The organism is Larkinella arboricola (assembly GCF_003259745.1).
In the GTDB taxonomy this organism is placed as follows: Bacteria; Bacteroidota; Bacteroidia; order Cytophagales; family Spirosomataceae; genus Larkinella; species Larkinella arboricola.
Genome location: NZ_QLMC01000006.1, coordinates 268,270 through 289,991, shown reverse-complemented (window position 1 = coordinate 289,991; position 21,722 = coordinate 268,270). Strand labels below are relative to the sequence as shown.

General features: G+C 51.6%; 24 protein-coding genes and 1 pseudogene. 15 read left to right on the top strand and 10 right to left on the bottom strand.

Annotated features, from left to right (window positions below):
- Positions 1 to 585: 585 nt before the first annotated feature.
- Positions 586 to 792: a DUF4976 domain-containing protein gene (locus LX87_RS23395; RefSeq protein WP_111630725.1), complete on the bottom strand. Its 207-nt coding sequence runs from the start codon at positions 790 to 792 to the stop codon at positions 586 to 588.
- Between the two features lie 155 nt (positions 793 to 947).
- On the opposite strand from LX87_RS23395, the gene LX87_RS23390 reads away from it, so the two are divergent.
- On the top strand, positions 948 to 2,069 hold the full coding sequence (locus tag LX87_RS23390; RefSeq protein WP_111630724.1) for an alpha/beta fold hydrolase: 1,122 nt from the start codon (positions 948 to 950) through the stop codon (positions 2,067 to 2,069).
- Between the two features lie 374 nt (positions 2,070 to 2,443).
- On the opposite strand, the pseudogene LX87_RS29335 reads toward LX87_RS23390, so the two are convergent.
- Both LX87_RS29335 and LX87_RS23380 read right to left on the bottom strand, forming a co-directional pair.
- Positions 2,444 to 3,327: pseudogene (locus tag LX87_RS29335) on the bottom strand (macrolide 2'-phosphotransferase).
- A gap of 40 nt (positions 3,328 to 3,367) precedes the next feature.
- On the bottom strand, positions 3,368 to 3,595 hold the full coding sequence (locus LX87_RS23380; RefSeq protein WP_111630723.1) for a hypothetical protein: 228 nt from the start codon (positions 3,593 to 3,595) through the stop codon (positions 3,368 to 3,370).
- Positions 3,596 to 3,727: 132 nt separating this feature from the next.
- Between LX87_RS23380 and LX87_RS23375 the strand changes: the two genes are divergently transcribed.
- A complete protein-coding gene (locus LX87_RS23375; protein WP_111630722.1) occupies positions 3,728 to 3,943 on the top strand; it encodes a hypothetical protein in 216 nt (71 codons plus the stop codon).
- Between the two features lie 219 nt (positions 3,944 to 4,162).
- Here the strand turns inward: LX87_RS23375 and LX87_RS23365 are convergent, their stop codons facing one another.
- The gene (locus LX87_RS23365; RefSeq protein ID WP_111630720.1) at positions 4,163 to 4,408 is read right to left on the bottom strand and encodes a hypothetical protein; all 246 of its coding nucleotides are present in this window, start codon (positions 4,406 to 4,408) and stop codon (positions 4,163 to 4,165) included.
- 77 nt (positions 4,409 to 4,485) lie between these two features.
- Positions 4,486 to 4,848: an excisionase gene (locus LX87_RS29145; protein ID WP_229310788.1), complete on the bottom strand. Its 363-nt coding sequence runs from the start codon at positions 4,846 to 4,848 to the stop codon at positions 4,486 to 4,488.
- A gap of 88 nt (positions 4,849 to 4,936) precedes the next feature.
- Here LX87_RS29145 and LX87_RS23355 point away from each other — a divergent pair, with 88 nt between their 5' ends.
- Entirely contained in the window at positions 4,937 to 5,575 is a 639-nt protein-coding gene (locus LX87_RS23355) for an alpha/beta hydrolase (protein WP_111630719.1), read from the top strand.
- 86 nt (positions 5,576 to 5,661) lie between these two features.
- On the opposite strand, the gene LX87_RS23350 is transcribed toward LX87_RS23355, so the two are convergent.
- The 5 genes from LX87_RS23350 to LX87_RS23330 all read right to left on the bottom strand — a co-directional run bounded on the left by LX87_RS23350 (position 5,662) and on the right by LX87_RS23330 (position 10,014).
- Positions 5,662 to 6,084 carry a hypothetical protein gene (locus LX87_RS23350; RefSeq protein WP_111630718.1) on the bottom strand — a complete coding sequence of 141 codons (423 nt, stop codon included), beginning with the start codon at positions 6,082 to 6,084 and terminating at the stop codon, positions 5,662 to 5,664.
- Positions 6,068 to 6,832 (bottom strand): class I SAM-dependent methyltransferase, encoded by a 765-nt coding sequence (locus LX87_RS23345; RefSeq protein WP_111630717.1) that lies wholly within the window; start codon positions 6,830 to 6,832, stop codon positions 6,068 to 6,070. The genes LX87_RS23350 and LX87_RS23345 overlap by 17 nt, the downstream gene beginning before the upstream one ends.
- A complete protein-coding gene (locus LX87_RS23340; RefSeq protein WP_111630716.1) occupies positions 6,820 to 7,563 on the bottom strand; it encodes a DUF2071 domain-containing protein in 744 nt (247 codons plus the stop codon). The genes LX87_RS23345 and LX87_RS23340 overlap by 13 nt, the downstream gene beginning before the upstream one ends.
- Positions 7,556 to 7,957, bottom strand: coding sequence for a DoxX-like family protein (locus tag LX87_RS23335; RefSeq protein WP_111630715.1), 402 nt, complete (start codon positions 7,955 to 7,957; stop codon positions 7,556 to 7,558). The genes LX87_RS23340 and LX87_RS23335 overlap by 8 nt, the downstream gene beginning before the upstream one ends.
- 260 nt (positions 7,958 to 8,217) lie before the next feature.
- Positions 8,218 to 10,014 (bottom strand): histidine kinase dimerization/phosphoacceptor domain -containing protein, encoded by a 1,797-nt coding sequence (locus LX87_RS23330; RefSeq protein WP_111630714.1) that lies wholly within the window; start codon positions 10,012 to 10,014, stop codon positions 8,218 to 8,220.
- A 445-nt stretch (positions 10,015 to 10,459) separates the two neighbouring features.
- Between LX87_RS23330 and LX87_RS23325 the strand changes: the two genes are divergently transcribed.
- From LX87_RS23325 to LX87_RS23270, 12 genes are all read left to right on the top strand, one after another.
- Positions 10,460 to 11,245 (top strand): response regulator, encoded by a 786-nt coding sequence (locus tag LX87_RS23325; protein ID WP_111630713.1) that lies wholly within the window; start codon positions 10,460 to 10,462, stop codon positions 11,243 to 11,245.
- Between the two features lie 309 nt (positions 11,246 to 11,554).
- A complete protein-coding gene (locus LX87_RS23320; protein WP_111630712.1) occupies positions 11,555 to 12,382 on the top strand; it encodes a type 1 glutamine amidotransferase domain-containing protein in 828 nt (275 codons plus the stop codon).
- Positions 12,372 to 14,063, top strand: a complete 1,692-nt coding sequence (locus LX87_RS23315; protein ID WP_111630711.1) for a thiamine pyrophosphate-binding protein — start codon at positions 12,372 to 12,374, stop codon at positions 14,061 to 14,063. The genes LX87_RS23320 and LX87_RS23315 overlap by 11 nt, the downstream gene beginning before the upstream one ends.
- Before the next feature lie 57 nt (positions 14,064 to 14,120).
- Entirely contained in the window at positions 14,121 to 14,552 is a 432-nt protein-coding gene (locus tag LX87_RS23310) for a hypothetical protein (RefSeq protein WP_111630710.1), read from the top strand.
- Between the two features lie 38 nt (positions 14,553 to 14,590).
- Positions 14,591 to 15,433 carry an MBL fold metallo-hydrolase gene (locus LX87_RS23305; protein ID WP_111630709.1) on the top strand — a complete coding sequence of 281 codons (843 nt, stop codon included), beginning with the start codon at positions 14,591 to 14,593 and terminating at the stop codon, positions 15,431 to 15,433.
- A gap of 42 nt (positions 15,434 to 15,475) precedes the next feature.
- On the top strand, positions 15,476 to 15,868 hold the full coding sequence (locus LX87_RS23300) for a nuclear transport factor 2 family protein (protein WP_111630708.1): 393 nt from the start codon (positions 15,476 to 15,478) through the stop codon (positions 15,866 to 15,868).
- A gap of 30 nt (positions 15,869 to 15,898) precedes the next feature.
- Positions 15,899 to 16,465 carry a DJ-1/PfpI family protein gene (locus tag LX87_RS23295; RefSeq protein WP_111630707.1) on the top strand — a complete coding sequence of 189 codons (567 nt, stop codon included), beginning with the start codon at positions 15,899 to 15,901 and terminating at the stop codon, positions 16,463 to 16,465.
- 14 nt (positions 16,466 to 16,479) lie between these two features.
- Positions 16,480 to 16,902 (top strand): VOC family protein, encoded by a 423-nt coding sequence (locus tag LX87_RS23290; RefSeq protein WP_111630706.1) that lies wholly within the window; start codon positions 16,480 to 16,482, stop codon positions 16,900 to 16,902.
- Positions 16,903 to 16,955: 53 nt separating this feature from the next.
- Positions 16,956 to 18,848, top strand: coding sequence for an AGE family epimerase/isomerase (locus LX87_RS23285; protein ID WP_111630705.1), 1,893 nt, complete (start codon positions 16,956 to 16,958; stop codon positions 18,846 to 18,848).
- 22 nt (positions 18,849 to 18,870) lie between these two features.
- The gene (locus LX87_RS23280; RefSeq protein ID WP_111630704.1) at positions 18,871 to 19,209 is read left to right on the top strand and encodes an STAS domain-containing protein; all 339 of its coding nucleotides are present in this window, start codon (positions 18,871 to 18,873) and stop codon (positions 19,207 to 19,209) included.
- Between the two features lie 2 nt (positions 19,210 to 19,211).
- A complete protein-coding gene (glgX, locus tag LX87_RS23275) occupies positions 19,212 to 21,329 on the top strand; it encodes a glycogen debranching protein GlgX (protein WP_111630703.1) in 2,118 nt (705 codons plus the stop codon).
- 30 nt (positions 21,330 to 21,359) lie between these two features.
- Positions 21,360 to 21,674: an STAS domain-containing protein gene (locus LX87_RS23270; protein ID WP_111630702.1), complete on the top strand. Its 315-nt coding sequence runs from the start codon at positions 21,360 to 21,362 to the stop codon at positions 21,672 to 21,674.
- The last annotated feature ends 48 nt before the right edge of the window (positions 21,675 to 21,722 follow it).

Here is a 21,722-nt window from a genome sequence, read left to right as displayed (position 1 = left end):
CGCCCACCACTGATTTTATTGTTGGGCACCAACCGTAGCCAACTGGCAAAGCCAAACTTATGAATATCCTTGACCAGTGTCGTCCTCCTTCGCAGAGCTTGTTCAATAACTTGATCACAGTCGGATAAAGCCTGCTGGTATGGGCGGCTCAGGTTCGCTTTTAGCTCGAAGAGCTATTCCTATCGCCAACTCCTATGTAGCGGTCGAGCAATCTCCTCTTTGGATCGTTTCATCCGAATGTTCACTAAAGAAGCCAACTCATGGGGGTCTCGTTAACCTCCTAAAATAGCCTTAACAATCGCCAAGCCCGACTTACTGGTACTGTCGCTAATTGCTATCTCTAAGCGAAGATTTATCAACTGGAGCGCTTTATGCATTTGTGGGTATAAGTCATCAACTGTTCGATCAGATGCTGGCGATGATAATAGTAGGTGCGTAACTGTTGTAGCATATCACTCAACAAAAACTGCCCAATTTTCCACCAAAGCAAATCCAGGGCTCATCTGGGGCAATTTGGCCGTTCAAAAAGGGTGTTTTTCCATTGCCAACTGGCTCCATTGGTGTAAGGGTATTACTGAAATATCCTTACTTTACCTGCTTTTTAAGAACCGCATAGCGCTTTCTCATCGCTTCCAATTTCGCCTGATAAGCCGCAGAAGAAGCAAGGTTCTGCTTTTCGTGGGGGTCGGCTTTTAAGTCGTACAGCTCTTCGTACCCGTGTTCAATATACTGCATGTACTTGCTATCGACTCGAACAACCCCTTCCACTTTGGGCAATCGGGGGCTGCCCATATTCAGAATAGATCGGTTGCTAGGCGTCTTTCAACTACCTTTTCTCCAATTCCTCATTTACTGTAACTAAGTTAGATCAAGCGGGTTAATGACAACACACTCCCTTTTGGGCCGTGTGTTTCGCTTTTGTTTCACCTTGTATTAACCGTCTCTGTATGCCGTTATTGATCCTGGCCTATCTGATCGCCGACTTGCTCTCTATTGCTTACCCTATTATCGCCTATTACCTCTGGCGGGAGTGGTACCTGTTTGATGACACGCCCTCCGATGCGTACGCACAGCGCTGTTTATATGGAGCCATTGCCTTACTCGCTTTCATTTTGCTGGGACGGTTTTTGATCAAAGCCCTATTGAGCACGAATCGTCCGCAGGAGCCCGAACCCCATATGTTTGAAAGCGACAAGCACGATACGCTAAAGCGGCCTGATGGCAGCACCATCCACATCGAGTACTACGGCCCGGAAGACCGCCAGCCCATTATTTTTGTCCATGGCTGGAACGCTAGTATCAAGAATTGGTATTATCAGCGTACCTACTTTGAAACTAACTACCGGCTGATCATGATGGATCTACCGGGACTGGGCAAATCCACCCGGCCCACCAACAGGGATTTTTCACTGGACAAAATGGCCGCTGACCTCAAGGCGGTGATCGAACACACTCAAGTCAGAAACCCCATTCTATGGGGCCACAGCATCGGCGGCATGACCATTCTGACCCTGTTAGCCAAGGCGCCCAACCTCCGCCAGATGATTAAAGGCGTTATTCTGCAACATACCACTTACACCAATCCTGTACGCACGATTCTGTTGTTTGCTCCGCTGATGACGGCGATTCAGAAGCCGGTGCTGGTTCCGCTTTGCTGGCTATTGATTATTCTATCACCGCTGATCTGGATGTCCCGCTGGATGAGTTACCTCAACGGCAACGCCCATATCATGACCCGCTTGCTAACCTTTACCGGTACCCAGACGGCCAAACAGTTGGATTTCAGTACGCTGCTTTCTACGCTGGCTCCACCCGCGGTGACGGCCCGAGGTGTTTTAGGAATGTTCCAGTATGACGTCACTCATGAGCTTCCTTCCATCATGGTACCGACTCTGGTTGTAACTGCCAATAAAGACCGTCTTACTAAACCGGTGGCCAGTGAGTATATGCACCAGCACCTGCCGCATGCTCAGCTGGTAACGGTAGCCCCTGGAGGTCATCAGGGCTTATTGGAAAGGCATCAGCAAGTGAATGAAGCCGCTGAAACGTTTATCAGAAGTCTTTCTTAATCGATTTGCTGCTTCTTATGATGTTTTACGGTTAAGCCCCCTGTAACATGATCGATAAGAGACAAACCCCCAGATGCGACTGAAGATGTTCGTGTCGTTTGCTCCAACAAAAAGGCCTTGCCGATCCGAGCGGCAAGGCCTAAAGAGGGGTTAGCAATATTTATGATGATCACACCGGCAACCAGGCAACTGTCGAACGACTGTAGGTACTTCCAGCCCGTTTAGGCGTCAATGCCTTCAACGACCGGGATTTTAACATCAAGATGAAGACGCATAAACGTAGTCGATATTCTTTCCTAACGTCGTGACTCGACAATAGAAACTTGAATAGTAACACATCTCAAACGATAAGTGCTACTATTCGAGTTTCTGACTTATACCAGACCCAGTTGTACCTTAGCGGCTTCAATATGGGTATCACTGTTGGTTGCAATCGCAAAAAGACCGTATAACAACGGAGCGGCAGCGTGGCGCTCAACGGTTTGTTCAAACATACCCTCCCAGACCATACCGCCTAGCTTTTTGTATTCGCTTAATAGTTCTTTCAGGCTTTCTTCTCCAAAGACAGAAAGATGCCCCGAAAAGTCAATGGACGGATCGCTAACCTGACCTTCCGACCAATCAATAATCCCGCTAATGGCTCCATTTTTTGCCGCCAGGATATGCCCCGCATAGAGATCACCGTGCACGAACGTTGTAAAATCCGGCCAGAGGGCATCGTTATCCAGCCATTGGCGCCAACGCTTTTCCAGGGCGGTACTTATACCTAACCCGCTTTTACCGTTTCCAGCCGTTCCTGTATTTCCGGCCGAAGCATCTGGGGCGAAAGCACCTTTAATCCGGCATCTTTTACTTTCTGAACCGGTATTTGATGCAGCGTAACCAATACGTTTGCCAAGGAATGGGTATACTGATTGTTTTCCTGGTCCATGTTCCAACTCACTTCATAGGTTTGGGCATCAAAGGTGAGGACCGGTTTATTGTCCAGCAGGGGGTAAGCCACCAATTCTGGACTTGCGATTTTCCAGTCAGGTACAGCAACTGAAAGGTATTTCTTTGCCAGGTTCAGAATGTTCCTTTCTTTTTCGATCTGCCCGGCCAGGTTATCGCGCCGAGGAATGCGCAGTACCCATTTCGTACCATTGATTTCGGTGGCGAATCCCACTTTAAAATCAATGCCCATTTCATTAAAGCTGATTTCGTCTTTTAGTTGAAGACCATGACGTTCTGCCAGTTGTAAGATAGCTTTCGTTTCCATTTCGATTGATCACTTTAGTTTATAAAATCAGCTGTGAAATTTATTCATTATCAACAACCGGTTCCTTTCTTCCTAACAGCATCAGTGTTGGGGTAAAGAAAGAAATTATCCCCACCAGCATTACCAAGCCTTCCGATAAGCGGAATGCATTGGCTACACCGATCCTTTCCGAGATGGCACCGGTAAACAACCGATTGCAGCATTTGATTGATCCCCAAACCCGGAGCAGTTCATTTTGCGGACCATGCAGCGGTGCTACTGCCTGCATGGCCTGGCTAACAATTTTTTGCTGCCGGTGACCTTTTGGGCCCGCTTCTGTTATCTATCGAAAATAGTGGACCCCAAACAGCAACGAATGAACGTTTAGCCTCTCTGGAAACAACCTTAATTTTCTAAAGCTATGAAAAAGTATAAAGTGATTACCCTGACAAAACTAGCGTTGGCGGGTGAAGAAAATATTATTCACTGGGCCGCCAATGACTCCTCCCTGTATGCCGATCTGCAAAATGGTTGGTCAATCGAGCAAATCTCAACCAGCTCACCCACGGAAGGCCAGCTTTCTTTGACCTTGGTCTTGTCGAGTGTCAGCAAGGAGTTTGATATTGAAGATGTCTAGTCTGACTGTCGAGCGGTTGTTTTCTACCATCTTGAGCAGGATTACCATGACAACCTACTCGTTTGTGGATGTTGAGCCTCGATTTCGAACAACTTTAGATACGCGTTGAGAAAGCCTTTCAGGTTGGAGGTGACAATCACATCCGCCCGACAACGTAGGGCTGCCGCCAGGACATGACAATCGTCTTCATCGGGTAAATTCACCGATCCAATCAGGGGTTCATACTGCTTTACTGTAGCGTCGGGAAAAGGCCTTCTCCATCGCCTTGACGGTTCTCTGAAGCTGTGCCCGGGTTAATTCAGGCCGATTCACCAGCAGGTTGCGGGTCCACTCCTGATGAATTTTAGTGGTCCACTTGGGCTGATACAACTCGAAATCCGCTAGATGGAGCAAGAGATCCCGAATGGGAGCTGGGTACAGAACACAGGCATCGAGCAGCGCCGTCAACGGAATCGAATGAATCATTCATACCCCAGGTTTAGCTCCTGAGCTTGTGGGCTAACCGTTGCAACTGCCTTTTCCGCTGACCCTTTTGCCCGGCTTTATAAGCCAGTAAATCTTCCAGCAGGATACGGCGGTGAGTGCCCACTTTTTAAAAGGATAGCGCCTTGCCCGAGCAATTTGACCAGATGGGGCCGGGAAACCCGTAATAGATCGGCCGCCTGCTGGGTGCTGACCTCGGAATCCGAGGGGATCAGGGAAACCGTCTTTCCACTGGCCATGTTCGACAGAATAAAAGAGAGCAGTTTCAGCACTTTTCGGGGAAGGGTAATGGCCTGGTGGTTTTCCTGGATTTGAATCGTCACCTGATCGGACCGCCCCTGCATCGCCGAGCTCAAGCCCACTAGCGATTCGCGGGCGACCTGTTGCTCGTGCAACGTGGGCTTTTCGATGAGAGTTTCCATTTGAGCAGCTCTATTTAATCTATTAAACGAAACAAATTTTCAAAAACAAGCATTCCGATTTCGTAACGGATGCTAGCAGTCGTCAAACATGAAACCGATTTATATCTTCAGTGGGTTAGGAGCCGATGAGCGCGTGTTTAAAAACCTGGATTGGTCGGGCTTTGCCGTCACGTTTATCACTTGGATCCCGCCCACTTCCGGCGAAACTATCGAAAAGTATGCCCGGCGGTTGGGGCAACAGATCACCCAGGAAAAGCCCGTTCTCATTGGGCTTTCGTTTGGTGGGATTATGGCCGTGGAAGTGGCCAAGCTCATCCCAACCGAAAAGGTTATTCTAATTGCCTCGGCAAAGACCCGGCAGGAAATCCCCTTTTATTACCGGCTGGCGGGTCAGCTGCGGCTTCATAAATTGCTGCCGACCGCGTGGATGAAACGGCCCACGGTTTTGAGTAACTGGTTTTTTTGCACCCATAGCAAAGCCGACAGGCAGTTGCTGGCGACGATTTTACGCGAAACCGACCCGGCGTTTCTGAGCTGGGCCATTGATCAGATCGTCACCTGGACCCACCAGACGCCCACGCCCAACTTGATCCATATTCACGGGCAGGCCGACCGGATTTTGCCTTTTCGCTATGTGAAGGGGGCTATTCCCGTCGTGGGTGGCGGGCACTTTATGACCATTAACAAGGCCGAAGAACTTACGTCTCTTCTACGCAGTTTGCTTTGATCGGCTAAATCTATTTTCTAGCCAAGAGCACTAAAGACCCATTCGTTTCCTTTGTAAAGGGACCCGACAAGTACTCAGATGATCGATCAGTGGGCGAATGGATAAAGCTTCCAACCACTCCAGAAAACCATGAAAAAAATAGCGGTGAAGTAAAGCCATAGGAGTGAAAACACGACGTGCACCACCGTTTCCAGAGGTTTGCCCCGCCACAACTGAGCCGAATAGCCAAAGAACTGCACCCAGAGCCGCAGAGCCCAAAAAATGGCCAGGCCCAGCGCTATTCGGTTTCCCAACCGGGTGGTGACCAGGTCCTTGGCAGCAGTTAGGCATAAAAGCCCGATGAAAAACACCGTCAAGACAATGAAAAAGGTGTGCACGTACATCAACTGCCGGTTCAGCAGGCTGAGGGCTTTTAACTCCTGTTTCCAGTGAAAATAAGAAGGAAACACGGCGTGCAGCAGCGCTAATAAAATGCACACTCCTCCAACGATATTAAGCTGCGTGATCATTCTTTTCCAGGACAAAAACCGTGATGAAGTGAGCGATGTTCGACCGGCGACTCAGCCGCAGGGCGGCCTTGCGGAACGTGGTTCTCCAAACCGATTCGGAGAGAAAGTGGAAAAAGCCGATGTTGTAGGCCAGAAAGTTAAGCGGGTTGCGCAGGTGTTCGACGACAATGAGTTTACCCGCCGGTTTGAGCACCCGCCGAAGCTCGCCAAAAAAGTGAATCCGCTCGGCGGGGTGGCGGATCTCGTGGGCGGCCAGCACCAAAAAGATGCCATCGGCTACCCCGTCCGGTAGGGGGACTTGGGAAGTTTGGATGGACTGGGTGTTGGCATAGGCAGCATACACCTTCCGGGCCCGTTGAATGGACACCTCCGTGTGCCGTTGGGGATCATAAAAGTCAAACGCTTGCAGGTGGGCCTGCGGAAATCGCTGCTGCAACAGGGCGCTGGTCTCATCAAACCCCGCATGAAAAGTTAAGAGAGTGGATGGCGGGGTGTCAAACACGGCGTTCAGCCAGGAAAAGCGGTATAGATTCGAGCGGTCATAAACGTAAAAGGAGACCAGCAGCGAGGTTAGCGTACCGAGGACAATAAGCCAGGCGATAAGCGGGAACCAGACCCTGTAGGGGCTGGTGAGCAGGGGGCTTACCAGCCAAAGCAGGATTACCAGACCACCCGCCCAGGCGTACAGGTGCCAGTTAAAGCGCAGGATGTTAACCACCCCCTGAAAGGGTTTTCTTATGGGTTCCATGGTTGACGTTGACCGGGTTTCCACCAGTAAGGGAGTTGTCGAATGATAAAAGCGCTGGCCAACTGGCTGTGCTGAAAGGGTGCCGCTTGCAGCAGCGGCACCCGGGCTCTGATAACTTCCACCGGCTTAGGATGCCACTGCTCACGCAGCCCTTCAACGATCAGCACGTGCCGGTGGTGGGGATCCACCGAAAAGGTGAAGGGCAAAGGACCGGCATACCGCCGGGCTTGTTGCCAGGAAGGGAAAGGAGAGTGGGCGGGTAGCGGCAAGCCGGTTGACACGTGGGTGTTGACCAGGATATCCACCCCCGATTTTTGCGAACGGATCTGCAAGCGGTCTTCCTGCTCGTGCTGGTCAATATCCGTTGCCGTGAATCCATAGTGAGTGAAGACCGAGCCCAGCATGGCCATGCGGGTACTATCCGTTTCGGATCGTAGGATGTACAAGCCCCGCAGGTGTCGGCCGGTAGGGGTGGCATAGCGAACAAAGATGCGGTAGCCCATCAGAAAGAAGTCGCTGCCCAAAAAGGCGGGCAGTCCTTTGGGGCGTAAGGCTTTGGTTTGCACTAGGGCCAGGGCCACAAACGCCCAGCGGTCCTGGAACGTGTCCAGCCTCAGGCACTCGGGAATCAAAGGTTGCAAATCCTGCTGGGGTAGCGCATAGGTGAGCACCAGCGAATACTCAAAAAACGCTTCGACGGCAAAGGGGTGGTTTCTGAGAAAATCAAACATACTTCGCAGAGTCGGGCCGGGAGTTGAACACAAATTCGTTGCTGTAAACCAGCAGCACAAACAGCAAGGCGTAGAGGGCGTTTAGGCGGCCAAAGAGCAGCAGATCCGGGGCCAGGACGAACTCAATGGCATTCATTAAGACGACTAGTAGGATTTGGGTCCAGGCGCACAGGCGGGTCTGATGAAAAGAAAGAATCCATCCGGCCAGCAGGATCTCCGAAAAGCCAATAAGCCGGGTGAGTTGGGGAGCATAGTCTTCTCCTAAGATGCGGGCCACAATCTGTTGGTGGCGGGGGACCAGCTGGAGGACTTTACACACCAGGCCGTTGATCAGCCATACGCTGGCAATAAAATAAGTAAGTAGTTTATGGATGTGAATGGATCGTTCAGCCATACTCGTTAATTCCTTCTTGAAGCAGCAAGCGCCAGGGGAAAAGCTGTACAGATGCCGGTTTTTCTAACTATTTCCACTTGAAAGATGTGATGGAGTTGAGCCAGACTCACCCGGTTGTTCTGTTGGGGCAACTGGAGAAGGGGGCTGTAGTTCCATTGGGCCGATCGGTTATAGGCTAAACTAGTAAAGTCTACCAGTAGCCCCACACTTTTTGATGCTCTCGTAAAATACCATAGCGCCACTGCCTGTGTCAAACTCTTCTACGCTGACAAGCGAGTTTGCGGAACAGACAACCGGAATAAAGCACCATTTTGCTGGAACAATTCTAGCTTACCTTCCATCTGGTCAGTAAGCATAACGACCAGTTGCTTACCAAACGAACTACGCCGGTCGAGTTTCTGCCAGTTACGAGTTTCAATGCCCGGTCCGTTGTCGTGTACTTCCAGCGTTACCCCAGGTAGTGCAGCTCCAGGAATTGAATCCAGTTTAATAACTAGCCTAGGATGGGGGATGCCTGGAAAAGCGTGTTTAAACGAGTTTGTTATAAGTTCGTTAGCAATCAGGCCGATGGGAGTTGCCACATCCACATCCAGATTGATCACCTGGATATCCAGTTGGAGATCAAACTCCGTTGGCTGATAACCGTAGGCTTTCATCAGCCCATAGGTCAAATCGGTCAGATAAGCCTGCATATCAATGGTGGTGACTTCCTCTGTCTGGTAGAGCCGCTGGTGAATGAGCGACATGGCTTCGACCCGCTGGTGACTGACCCGAACGGCTTCCAGAGCATTCTCGTCTTTCAGGTGCGTTGCCTGAAGCGAAAGTAGGCTGGAGACAATCGCTAAGTTATTCTTGACCCGATGGTGGAGTTCCTTCATCATCAAGGTCAATTGCTCTGACTGTTGCCGAATTTTCTGCCGACTCTGGCCGATGCGCCGGTAAAGATGATATAAAGTGCCCAGCAGAATCAGCAAAATTGTTACGCCCCCCGAGCCTATCCAGATCTGGCGGGTCTGGCGGGCGTTGGTTTCTGCCAACTGGCGAATCTGTTCTTCTTTTTCTCGGTTCTGGTAGCGGGCTTCCAGTTCATTGACCTGCTTGATCTTTTCGGCATTAAAAACACTGTCTTTATGGACCACCTGACGTCGGTAATACATTAGGGCCTTTTGAAAATTACCTCGCTTTTCCTCAATTCGGCCCAGATGATCATTAATGTCGACAAGCAGGGCGTGTTTTTCTGTATTGGTTTTATCGATCCAGTCAATAGCCTGTTGGCAGAAATTTTCGGCTTCATCCAATTTGCCCAGCGGAATCAGGGCGTATGGTATACCCGCCAGCACATATCCCTTCAAATACGTGTCATGAACCCGTTGGGTGTAGGCCAGCGTTTCCCGGAAGGCCTGTTCCGAACGATGGTATTCTTTCATATTTTTATACAACAATCCCATATTAAAAAGAGAAATGTAGTATTCCTGCCAGGCTTTCTTTTCCTTCCAGTAGGTCAGAATCTTTTTGCGGTACTGCAGCGCTTCCTTAAACTGCTTGTGTTGGTCGGCGTAAACCGCATACCCATTGTAGAAAGCAATCAGCAGATCCGTATAGCCTTCTTTACTAGCCATGGAAATCCCCTTTTTGATATAATACAGCGCCTGCTTGTCCTGATGGAGCCGGGTGTAACAAAATATGATGTAACTTAAAGTTTTAATGTATTGCCGCGTACGCTGCTGCTGCTCGAATTGGTGTAATGCCTTCTGGTACCAGGTAACGGCCTGATCATATTCACCCACATTGGAGTGCCAGTAGCCCATACCCCGATAACCCAAACCGATATCGGCGGGCCGGCCGGATTTCTGGGCAATAGCCAGAGCTTGCACAAAAGCCTGTTTGGCCGTTGTAATCTGCCCAGCAAAGATTAAAGAATCACCAATTTCCCGGAGAGTCCAGGTTTTGACCGAATCTGGAGCGTGACGGAGTGAGTCAGGCAGGAAATCGGTTTGTGCTATACCCTGAATGGGTAAGATAGCTATGGCTAAAGAAAGGAATAGTTTAAGATTCATTATAATGAGTTACAAAAACGATGTCTGGGTTGCGGCAGTTTGATCAGACTTATAATGTCAATAATTTAATCAACGATATGAATTTATCTATTTTCGAAAGATACACATGGATAGCCGTTGGCCGATGACAAGCCGCATAAAAAGGGCCATAATATAAGTATGCGGTAATTCAGAAATTAAACACGAATCATACCAAACCTGATCTAGTAGAAATAGTACTGGCTTTGGGGCTAAGACTATTGGTAAAGGGTATAGCACTATTATTTTATCAGGTTGTAAACAAATTGTTTTACAAGGGAAAGGTAATTTATTAGTCTGATAATTATACCTTTACTTATGATTTATACCTATTTGATAGTAATTTAGTGTCAATCACGCCTTACAGCCTTGTTGACACAGAAGGCACTACAAATTGGAAATAATAGTAGTGTCAAACATAATCCTAATGGAAGCTACTTCAGTCCAGCCCGTTACAATTTTGATTGTCGAAGACGAAGCCATTCTGGCCCTAGATCTTTGTGTAAAACTAGAGCAAGAAGGCTATTCCATTGCCGGAACAGCGTCAACTGGCCATCGGGCCCTGGCACTCTTCCAGCAGGAAACGGTCGACATTGTGATTTGCGATATCAATCTGAAGGGCGACTGGAACGGGATTGAAACAGCCCGGCAGATGGTGGCCCACCGCCCCGTGCCGGTTATCTATCTTTCGGCTCTGACCGATCGTGGTACGCTGGAACAAGCGAAAGTGACCATGCCTGCGGCCTATCTGACCAAACCCGTTACCATTGACAATCTGCGGATTGCCATCGAAATTGCCCTGAGTAACTTTGCCGTCCGATCTACACCGGAGAAGTCCGAAAGCGCACCACCAGCAATTCCGACGAATCAGGTACGCGACGGTGAAACGATTCTGCAAATCGGGGATAATATTTTCCTGAAGCAGAATTACTATTTTGTACGCATTTATCAGAGCGAGCTTCTATATATAGAAGCCGAAGATAAATACACAACGGTCGTTACACCCGACCGCAAGTTTGTCCTGCGGATATCATTGGCAGTATTGCTGCAACGGCTGTCCAATCTTTCCTTCGTTCGGGTGCACCGGTCGTATGCGGTTAACCTGCTAAGGGTTGAAGCCTTCAACGACTATGAAGTCCAGATTGCCGGTCACGTTATTCCGCTGGGCCGGGTGTATAAAGATGAATTTATTCAGCATTTTCTAATGCGCTAACGTCTCCAAATTATTCTCACACCCAAAAGCCGGTCGTTGGCTCCTTTGGCTCTGTCGTTTGCGACATATTTTTCGAAAGAGGAAAGTGATAGCTTACCTTTGAAAGGTAATATTTCGAAAGCATACACCTAAATCCTCTTTCATTATGAACTGTCCGTCCTCCAGAATCCTAGATTCTCCCTACTATTTTTTGTTGGTTAACTAGTATTTCTCCAGTCTTATTAATCCTGGCAGTCGCTGCCTATGGTGTGCAGAGTCTGTTGTGTGCTGCGTGCCTTTCACTCTTTTTTAATCGAAATAGTTCTTCTTATGTCAAAGAAAATTTTAGCCATTCTGTCGGAATACGGCTATTGGGGGATTGAATTGGTCGCTCCCTTGACCAAACTGGAAGAAGCGGGCTACACCGTTGAATTTATTACCCCTACAGGCAAGAAAGCCGAAGCGCTGCCACCCAGCTATGATACGACGTATATTGATCCTCCGTTAGGGATTGCCGTAACCACTCCGCAGGCCGCCGAAATGGTGAAGGCCTTCGAAGCATCGAACCGGCTGGACGAGCGGATTAATATGTCGGAAATCATTCCGGAGCGCCCTTATTTTTCGGTCCCTAACTTTCTGCGGGAGTTTGAAAAGTATTTCGCCGACGTCAAAGTTGCGCAGGAAAAACTGACGGAAGAATACGCTGCCCTGCTCGTGGTGGGCGGCAGTGGCCCGATTATCGATATGGTGAATAACCAGCGGGTACACGACATTATCTTGGCTTTTTATAAGAAAAATATGCCGATTGGCGCCATTTGCTACGGCGTTGCGCCCCTGGTTTTTGCCCGCGATTTCAACGAACGGATCTCCATTATTCGCGGAAAACACGTCACTGGACACTGTATTGAGTATGATTACCACGATGGAACCGGGTTTCTGCATACCGACCTGAACATGGGACCACCGCCATATTGCCTGGAATACATCCTGGCGGATGCAGTCGGACCAGAAGGGCAATACCACGGAAATTTTGGCAAGGAAACCTCCGTCATTGTGGATTACCCGTTCATTACGGCCCGGTCGCTGCAATGTGCATTTGAATTTGGCGACCAGTTTGTTGCGGTATTGGATCAGGGCGTGAAACGGTATGGCTGGTAAAACGGGTAATCAGAAAATCATCGAGCAGTTTCTGGCCGATGGGATGACCCATATGTTTGGAAATCCCGGCACGGTTGAACAGGGCTTCCTGGACGCGGTGTCGGAATATCCTGACATGAAGTACATCCTGACGTTGCAGGAATCCATTGCGGTGATGATGGCCGACGGCTACGCCCGGGCTACCCAAAAACCGACGCTCGTGCAGTTGCACAGCTCGCCGGGAATCGGCAACGCCGTGGGGGCTTTGTACCAGGCCAAACGGGGGCACGCTCCGCTGGTGGTTATTGGTGCCGATGCGGGCTTACAGTACATGAACATGGACGCCCAGATGGCGAACGATCTGGTGGCCATGATGGAACCCGTCACCAAATATGCCACGCTGGTGCATTCGTCGAAGTCGCTGTTACGGACGCTTCGCCGGGCCATCAAAATAGCCGCCACGCCCCCGATGGGACCGGTTTACGTCTGTCTGCCGATGGATGTACTCGATGAACTGAACGACGAGCCGGTTTTTCCGACGAGTCTGCCGTCGACCCGGGTCGCGCCCGAAGCGAAACTGATCGAACAGGCCGCCGAATGGCTGGCAGATGCCGAAACGCCGGTGCTCTTTGCCGGTGACGGTGTAGCGTATTCGGGCGCCAATGCCGAACTGACCCGCGTGGCCGAACTGCTCGGTGCGAAGGTGTACGGTGTTGATTTCGGGGATGTGTTTATGGACAATACCCACCCGCTGTATCAGGGTACGACCGGCCACATGTTTGGCGACTACAGCTACCCGATGACCAGCCAGGGGGATGTGAACCTGATCGTGGGAACCTACATGGTACCGGAGGTTTTTCCGCGGCTGGACGATATTTACAAAGCGGGTTCAAAGGTCATTCATATGGATCTGGATGGCTACGAAATCGCTAAGAATCACCGCGTTGACCTGGGTGTTATCAGCGACCCCAAACTCTCGTTACAGCTTTTGGCCGATGCGCTGGAACGCCGGTTGAGCCCGGAGCAGCGGCAGGCAGTCAGCGAGCGAATCCGGCAGCTTTCGGAAGCCAAAGCCGGGAAAGCGGCTCCCGCTCCGCCCGCCGAAGGAAGTGCCCTCACAATGGAACACTTCGCCGAAGTGCTGGCGCGGTATGTGCCGTCCGATGTGGTCATCTTCGACGAGGCCCTGACGAGTTCGCCCGGTTTGCAGCGGTTTATTCCTCCGCAACAGCCCGGTAGCTATTTCATTACGCGGGGCGGTTCGCTGGGCGTTGGTTTTCCCGGCGCAATCGGGGTTAAAATGGTCGATCCGTCCAAAACCGTCATTGGTTTCTCGGGCGATGGTGGAAGCATGTACACGATTCAGACGCTCTGGTCGGCCGTTCGACACAAAACCGGGGCCAAGTTTGTCGTCTGCAATAACGGATCGTACAAGCTGCTCCAGCTCAATATCAGCCAGTACTGGAAGGAGCGAACCATTGCCGAACATGCCTTTCCGTTGAGTTTTGACCTTTCGTATCCGGCGATTCAGTTCGATCAGCTGGCCCGGGCAATGGGCGTAGATGCCGTGCGCGTCGAGAAGGTGGAGGAGATTCAGCCCGCCATCGAGCGGATGCTGGCCGACGATAAACCGTTCCTGATTGATTTAGTCCTGGCGGGTGATTCCAACCCTGACCTCGTGAGTGTTGCCTGCGGTCAGTAAGCTGATCCGGGCGGCTCCTGTCATTCTATTTTTCACTGAAAACCGTTCACTGAGACGATGTCACAGCAACTGACACAAGAAGCCATTACGGCTCTGGCCGATGTATGGTATAAAAAATTAGACGTTCATGCGCCGATGGTGGAACTGCTTCCACTGCTGGCGGATGAAGAACTGGAAATGGTATTTCCCGAAGCAACCATAACCGGATGGGCCGGGTTTGAAGGCTGGTTTCAGCGGGTCATCCGGATCTTTTTCGATGAGGTGCATACCCTGAAAGAAGTAACGCCCACGATTCAGGGCGATCAGGCCGAGGTGAAGGTCATTGTGCAGTGGGAAGCTAGCGTCTGGAATGCGCCCGAAGCCACCAGCAAGCGCATCGTGGCCGATGCCTACCAGACCTGGCAGGTGAAGCTGCAAGGCGACCAGCCGGTAATTACCCGGTACGTGGTCGACGATCTGAAATACCACGAAGGATCGGCTACGCTCTAATTCACGGATACTGAACGAATCTTTATTCCCAAACCGTCATGCTTACCCAAACCCTTACGTACCTCTCGGTAAAAACCATTGAGCGCGATGCGTTTACGATCCACTGTGTGCAGGCTCCCGAAGACGGCGAACTGGTCAACGCGCAGGTGATCGAAACCCCGACGAAGCTGCTGCTGGTCGATACGCTTCAGTTGAAACCGCATGCCGACGAACTTCGGACGTACATCGAAAGTCTGGGCAAACCGCTCGACCGGGTCATTATCTCGCACTACCACCCCGACCACTGGTTCGGCGCGGCCACGTTCCGGGATTATCCGTTGTATGCGCTGCCAGACGTTATCGACCGGATCAACCAGATGGCGGATTTTGTCCTGAACTACCACCGGAACATTCACGGCGAAAAAGCGGCTGCGCTGATTCCGTCCGAAAAAGTGACGCCCGATCAGGTTTTGGCCGAAGGGGAGTTTGTTTTCGACGGTTTGACGCTGAATCTGATCAAAATAACGGATACGGAAGCGCCCGTCAACCTGGTGATTGAACTGCCGGACTACGGTATTCTGCTGCCGCAGGACCTGGTTTACAACGGTGCCTACCCTTATTTCGGCGAAAAAACCGCCGATGGCGACTATTGCTTTGATGCCTGGATTGCGGTGTTACGCGGTTTTCAGGAGAAGAATTACAATGTAATCGTTCCGGGCCACGGCGACCCCACTGATGCCTCCATTTTCCCGACCATGATCACCTACCTGGAATTTGCCAAAGAGCAGGTGCTGGCGGGCCTGAAAGGTGAAGAACTGATCAACCGGATCAAGCAACAATACCCGGACTACCGCCTGCCGCTAACGCTGGTCATGTCCGATGTAATGCTTTTCCAGATGTAAAACCGGATTCGTGGTAACCCATCCTTCCTCTTTTTTAACTCTATGAAAAACGTTCCCGATAGCAAACTGGGGCAGATGTACAAGGAGCATATCCAGCATATTCTCGACAAGAACATCGAAGCCCTCCTCGACCAATACACCGACGACGCGCTGCTGATCAGCAGCTTCATGAAAAAACCGCTGATCTACCAGGGACGCGAGCAGATTCGCCAGCACATGGAAGGGATTCTGGGCATCGACGGTCTGGAAACCGACATCGTATTCTGGGCCGAAACCGAAGCGCCCGAGACGCTCATGATCACCGAACAGATCACGATGACCACTGCCGACGGCGAGAGCAACATGCGCTTTGCCGACAGCTGGGTGCTGCGCGACGGCCGGATTGCCATCCACTTTGCGGGCATGGTTCAACACCCCGATGGCTCACTGGCCTGAGAGGGATTCCTAACCTTTTAACCGCCCGCTATGAAGCTCGCAGGAAAAAAAATCGGTATTCTGCTGGAAAGCGATTACTACGAGAACGAGATCTTTTACTATAAATATCGTTTCCCGGAAGAAGGGGCCGAACTGCATTTTCTGACGCGGCTCTGGGGGCAGGAACGAATCACGTTTCAAGGCCACGAATACCGGGCCCCGATGGATTGCTGGGAAAGTTTTGAGTCGATCACCGACGACGAATTGCGTAGTTATTCAGCCATTATCGTGCCTTCGGGCATGGTATCGGATCGGTTGCGGTATACCGAAGACGTCGACAAAATTCCCCCGGCCACGGCTTTTCTACAACGGGTTTTTGCCGAAAAATCGATTCTGAAAGGCATTATATGCCACGGTTTGTGGCTGGTGGCGCCCGCAACGGAACTGGTGAAGGGTCGGCGGCTGGTGTGCCATAACAACCTGATCGGCGACGCCAAAGCCTACGGTGCCCTCTATACCAACGAGGATGTGGTGGTCGACGGCGATCTGGTAACAGGCCGATCCGGCGGACACGCCCACCTTTTTGCCCGGAAGATCATTGAACTACTCGCCGATTAATTCACCTCCCTTGTATGGCTAACCTGCTTTTTTCGCACATCGCACTGTCGTGTGCCGACCCCGTCCGCACCGAACGGTTTTACAGCGCCCATTTTGGCTTCCGTCGGGCGCGGGTGGTTCCGCTGGGTGGAGACAATGAGATCGTTTTTTTGAAAAATGATCAGTCGGTCTACCTGGAACTTTTCCGGGCCGATGCCGAGCTGCCCAACCTGCCGGCCCCGGCTGGCGACGGTCCGCATTATCCGGGTGTCCGGCACCTGGCTTTTCAGGTCACCGATGTCGGCGCAGCCGTTCAGGCGCTGGGCGACGCGGCCGAGATCACGCTGGGGCCGCTCGATTTCAGCGATTTTATTCCGGGCTGGAAAACCGTCTGGCTCAAAGACCCCGACGGCAATATCGTCGAAATCAGTCAGGGCTATACCGATCAGGACGCCTGATTTTCCGTATCACGCAAGACATCAATCTCACTCCAAAACCTCACTCCAATTTTATGGAAACCGAAGTGGAAAAACCGGCTCAAGGCACCAACGGACAGTTGGGCAAAACGGCCAACATGCGTATTGACTTTACGTTTTCGGATACGATTTCGGGTTACGTAACCGAATTTATCCCGTCAGAACGGGCTTTTTTTCTCGAAACATCCGATGGCCGTTCGTTTAAACTGAACCTGATTCCCACCACCTACGCCCGCAGCGTCCGGAATCTGGATGAGGGCTACCAGGATGCCACGGCCGTGATCTTTGAAATGCTGTCGCAGGAAGGGCAGTACGTACACGCTTACGGCACGTTTTACCCCGGTGTGGAAAACGACGAACCGCTGTTTGAAGCCCAGTGGCTGATTTTTCCCGGCAAGGAACCGCTCGAATTCCGGCACGAAACCCAGGACTGGTGGATTCAGCAAATCAATTCCATTGCGAAAAGCTACCTGAAATGGCAGTTCAACTACCCGGAAGAATCCATTGATTACCGGAAATACCGTACGATGCTGCACCTGGGCGGAGCCAAAAAAGGTGACTACCTCCAGGAAACCGATACCATCTCCCGGATGATCTACGGGTTTGCCTCGGCGTATATGCTGACCGGTAACGACGCCTTTCTGGAAGGGGCCGAGAAAGGAACGGAGTACCTGCGCGAACACATGCGGTTTTTCGATCAGGACGATAACCTCATTTACTGGTACCACGGTTTGAAGGTTGACGGCGATAAGGAAACCAAACTGCTCACGTCCGAATTTGGGGACGATTATTACTCCATTCCGATGTACGAGCAGATTTATGCCCTGGCCGGACCGACCCAGACTTTCCGGATCACGGGGGATAAAAAGATCCTGTTCGACATTGAAAAAACCATCGATCTGTTCGAGAAATACTTCAAAGACAACGAGAAAGAAGGCTATTTCTCACACATCGACCCCATCGGTCTCGACCCGCGCGACGAATCGCTGGCGCACAACCGAGCCCGTAAAAACTGGAACTCCGTGGGCGACCACGCACCGGCTTACCTGGTGAACCTTTACCTGGCCACGGGCGAGCAGAAATACGCCGATTTTCTGGAATATACCTTCGATACCATTACGAAGTATTTCCCGGACTACGAGAACAGCCCGTTCGTTCAGGAAAAATTCATGGAAGACTGGAGCAAGGACCAAACCTGGGGCTGGCAGCAAAACCGGGCCGTGGTGGGGCATAACCTGAAGATTGCCTGGAACCTGATGCGGATGTATTCGCTGAATCCGAAACCGGAATACCTCGAATTTGCCAATAAAATTGCCGGACTGATGCCCGCCGTCGGTTCCGATCAGCAGCGCGGTGGCTGGTACGATGTGGTGGAACGCGAATCCAAAGCGGGCGGTAAATACCACCGGTTTGTGTGGCACGACCGGAAAGCCTGGTGGCAGCAGGAGCAGGCCATTCTGGCGTACCTGATTATGCACGGTTTGCTGGACGATAAAGAGTACGAAAAGCAGGCTCGCGAAGCCGCTTCGTTCTACAACGCGTTCTTCCTCGATACCGACGACGGCGGGGTTTACTTCAACGTATTCTCCAACGGGATGCCGTACTTGCTGGGCACCGAACGCTTGAAGGGCAGCCACTCGATGAGCGCCTACCACAGCACCGAGCTTTGCTACCTGTCGACGGTTTACATCAATCTGTTGATTACCAAGCAGCCGACTTATTTCTACTTCAAACCGTATCCGGATTCGTTCAAGGACAACCTGTTGTACGTTTCGCCGGACATTTTACCCAAAGGCAGTGTCGTCATCAGCGAATGCTTTATCGATGATCAGCCGTACGCGAATTTCGATGCCCAGGCCCTGACGGTGAAACTGCCGGATACCGACCAGCAGGTGCGCGTCAAAGTGTTGCTGACTCCGGTTCAATAAGCCACTCCTAACGTTTAAAGGCATGAATGTAACATCCAGTACAGTTGATACCATTACCCTGATCGAGGCCACCGGAAGCATCGACAGCAAAACCGCACCCGACTTCGAACGAACCGCACTGACGGCCATTCAGGGACAAAGTGAGGTCATCATCGATCTAACGAACGTCGATTTTCTGTCCAGTGCCGGGTTGCGGGTCCTGCTGATGATCTACCGGCAGGTTAAGGCCAAAAACGGCAAAGTCGTGCTGGTCGGAACCTCCGAAGAAATCCAGGACATCATGGCCAATACGGGTTTTCTGGCCTTCTTCAGCCTGGCTGAAACGCTGGACGAAGGGCTGACTATCCTTAAAACCGCCTGATCATGATCGAGAACCGGATTGATTATTACCCGACCCACGAACACCAGGGCATCAAGTTCCGGCGCGGGCACGCGCTGCCGTTCGGGGCTACGATGGTTGCCAACGGCGTGAACTTCAGCATCTATTCGAGCGCGGCCACGTCCTGCACGCTGGTGCTGTTCGAGCGGGGCGAAGCCGAACCGTTTGCCGAAATTCCGATTCCCGATGAGTTCCGGATCGGGAATGTGTACTGCATGATCGTCTTTGAACTCGACTACGAACGGCTTGAGTATGGGTATCGCATGGACGGGCCGTATAACCCCGCCCAGGGCCACCGCTTCGATCCGACGAAAATCCTGAGCGATCCGTACGCCAAAGTAACCGGCGGGCGCGACACCTGGCTGGCCAAACCGAACTGGGACAACATCTATCCGTACCGTTCGCGGCTGGCTTTCGAGGACTTCGACTGGGAAAACGATCACCCGCTCGAAACGCCGATTGAAGACCTGGTGATCTACGAAATGCACGTGCGCGGGTTTACCCAGCACCCCAGTTCCGGGGTGAAGAACCGGGGAACGTTCAGCGCCATCCGGGCGAAGATTCCGTATCTGAAAGAACTCGGTATCAATTGCATCGAGTTGCTGCCGATCTACGAGTTTGACGAGTGGGAAAACAGTCGCGAAAGCCCCACAACCGGCGAAGTGCTGGTGAATTACTGGGGCTACAGTACAGTTAACTTCTTCTCGCCCAAAGCCGGATACGCAGCCACAGGGAAGTTCGGAATGCAGGTCGATGAACTCAAAACGCTCATCAAGGAACTGCACAAAGCGGGCATCGAAGTGATTCTTGACGTGGTGTTTAACCACACGGCCGAGGGCGATCACCGGGGGCATACAATCTCGTTCCGGGGCATCGACAATAAAACGTATTACATGCTCACCCCGGAAGGCTATTACTTCAACTTTTCGGGAACAGGCAATACGCTGAATTGCAACAACCCGGTCGTGCGGAACATGGTGCTCGACTGCCTGCGGTATTGGGCCGCGGATTACCACATCGACGGTTTTCGTTTCGATCTGGCCGCCATTCTGGGCCGCGCTCCGGACGGTAGCCCGCTGAGCAATCCGCCCCTGCTCGAATCGCTGGCGTATGATCCGATTCTGGCCAAATGCAAACTAATTGCCGAAGCCTGGGATGCGGGCGGTTTGTACCAGGTGGGGTCCTTCCCAGCCTACGGACGCTGGGCAGAGTGGAACGGAAAATACCGGGATTCGGCACGTAAGTTCCTGAAAAGCGAGTCGGGTATGGTTCGCGAAATGGTGCAGCGTCTCATCGGGTCGCCGGATTTGTACAGCCAGCGCGGACCGACGGCCAGCATCAATTTCATCACCTGTCACGACGGTTTTTCGCTGTACGATCTGTTTGCCTACAACGAAAAGCATAACGAGGCCAACGGCGAAAACAACAACGACGGCGCCAACGACAACAATTCCTGGAACTGCGGCTGGGAGGGCGAAACCGATGATCCGGCCATCAATTTCCTGCGCCACAAGCAGGTCAAGAACGCCTTTGCCATTCTGATGGTGAGTCAGGGTATTCCGATGGTGCTCATGGGCGATGAGGTGGGCCGGACCCAGAAAGGGAACAACAACACCTATTGCCAGGACAACGAACTGAACTGGTTCGACTGGTCGCAACTGGAGGCAAATGCGGATCTGTACCAGTTTGCCCGGCGCATGATTCAGTTTCGACGCCACCATCCGGTGTTGCGCAGCCCGACTTTTTTCCAGTACTGGGATTACGCCAGCAGCGGTTTTCCGGATATCAGTTTCCACGGTACCAAAGCCTGGAACTGCGACTGGTCGGAGTCGAGTCGGTCGTTTGCGTTTCTGCTCTGTGGCGACCACGCCAAGCAGGGCATCGTCAAGGACGACATGGTCTACGTCGCCATGAATATGTACTGGAATGGGTTGCATTTTGAATTGCCAGCCTTGCCCGAAGGCAAACGCTGGCACCTCGTTGCCAATACCGATATGGGGTACGGCGAGGATAGTTTTGATGTGGGTCAGGAGCCCGAACTCGAGAACCAGACCGATTTTCTGGTGGGTGCCCGCAGCATCGTGATTCTGATTGGAAAATAATCCTGTTGTCATTCTAAAAAAAGATCAACTATGAGCTTTCAAATACTGGCAGAAGCCAAAAAAGTAGCCAAAATCACGCTGATCGGCGAAGTCGATTCCCTCTCGGCCCGGGAGTTTCAGAAAGAAATTGAACGGCTGGCCGTCGAACAGCCGGATGAACTCGTGCTGTTTGTCGAAAACCTGACCTTTATCTCATCGGCGGGGTTGCGGGTCCTGATTTTTGCCAAGCAGAAAATGGGTACGCACCTGGCGGTTTATATGGTAAAACCGCAGGAATCGGTGGTGGAAACGCTGGAAAAAACCGGTCTTCACCACAGTATTAACATTGTGGACCAGTACCTCTAAGGCCGGATCATTCGGGTCCGGCCCGGTGGGAGCGTATTCGCCTGGCTG

Coding starts and splice junctions, on each gene's coding strand:
- LX87_RS23395 (WP_111630725.1), bottom strand. CDS start 792: ATGGGCAGCCCCCGATTGCCCAAAGTGGAAGGGGTTGTTCGAGTCGAT.
- LX87_RS23390 (WP_111630724.1), top strand. CDS start 948: ATGCCGTTATTGATCCTGGCCTATCTGATCGCCGACTTGCTCTCTATT.
- LX87_RS23380 (WP_111630723.1), bottom strand. CDS start 3,595: ATGCAGGCAGTAGCACCGCTGCATGGTCCGCAAAATGAACTGCTCCGG.
- LX87_RS23375 (WP_111630722.1), top strand. CDS start 3,728: ATGAAAAAGTATAAAGTGATTACCCTGACAAAACTAGCGTTGGCGGGT.
- LX87_RS23365 (WP_111630720.1), bottom strand. CDS start 4,408: ATGATTCATTCGATTCCGTTGACGGCGCTGCTCGATGCCTGTGTTCTG.
- LX87_RS29145 (WP_229310788.1), bottom strand. CDS start 4,848: ATGGAAACTCTCATCGAAAAGCCCACGTTGCACGAGCAACAGGTCGCC.
- LX87_RS23355 (WP_111630719.1), top strand. CDS start 4,937: ATGAAACCGATTTATATCTTCAGTGGGTTAGGAGCCGATGAGCGCGTG.
- LX87_RS23350 (WP_111630718.1), bottom strand. CDS start 6,084: ATGATCACGCAGCTTAATATCGTTGGAGGAGTGTGCATTTTATTAGCG.
- LX87_RS23345 (WP_111630717.1), bottom strand. CDS start 6,832: ATGGAACCCATAAGAAAACCCTTTCAGGGGGTGGTTAACATCCTGCGC.
- LX87_RS23340 (WP_111630716.1), bottom strand. CDS start 7,563: ATGTTTGATTTTCTCAGAAACCACCCCTTTGCCGTCGAAGCGTTTTTT.
- LX87_RS23335 (WP_111630715.1), bottom strand. CDS start 7,957: ATGGCTGAACGATCCATTCACATCCATAAACTACTTACTTATTTTATT.
- LX87_RS23330 (WP_111630714.1), bottom strand. CDS start 10,014: ATGAATCTTAAACTATTCCTTTCTTTAGCCATAGCTATCTTACCCATT.
- LX87_RS23325 (WP_111630713.1), top strand. CDS start 10,460: ATGGAAGCTACTTCAGTCCAGCCCGTTACAATTTTGATTGTCGAAGAC.
- LX87_RS23320 (WP_111630712.1), top strand. CDS start 11,555: ATGTCAAAGAAAATTTTAGCCATTCTGTCGGAATACGGCTATTGGGGG.
- LX87_RS23315 (WP_111630711.1), top strand. CDS start 12,372: ATGGCTGGTAAAACGGGTAATCAGAAAATCATCGAGCAGTTTCTGGCC.
- LX87_RS23310 (WP_111630710.1), top strand. CDS start 14,121: ATGTCACAGCAACTGACACAAGAAGCCATTACGGCTCTGGCCGATGTA.
- LX87_RS23305 (WP_111630709.1), top strand. CDS start 14,591: ATGCTTACCCAAACCCTTACGTACCTCTCGGTAAAAACCATTGAGCGC.
- LX87_RS23300 (WP_111630708.1), top strand. CDS start 15,476: ATGAAAAACGTTCCCGATAGCAAACTGGGGCAGATGTACAAGGAGCAT.
- LX87_RS23295 (WP_111630707.1), top strand. CDS start 15,899: ATGAAGCTCGCAGGAAAAAAAATCGGTATTCTGCTGGAAAGCGATTAC.
- LX87_RS23290 (WP_111630706.1), top strand. CDS start 16,480: ATGGCTAACCTGCTTTTTTCGCACATCGCACTGTCGTGTGCCGACCCC.
- LX87_RS23285 (WP_111630705.1), top strand. CDS start 16,956: ATGGAAACCGAAGTGGAAAAACCGGCTCAAGGCACCAACGGACAGTTG.
- LX87_RS23280 (WP_111630704.1), top strand. CDS start 18,871: ATGAATGTAACATCCAGTACAGTTGATACCATTACCCTGATCGAGGCC.
- glgX (WP_111630703.1), top strand. CDS start 19,212: ATGATCGAGAACCGGATTGATTATTACCCGACCCACGAACACCAGGGC.
- LX87_RS23270 (WP_111630702.1), top strand. CDS start 21,360: ATGAGCTTTCAAATACTGGCAGAAGCCAAAAAAGTAGCCAAAATCACG.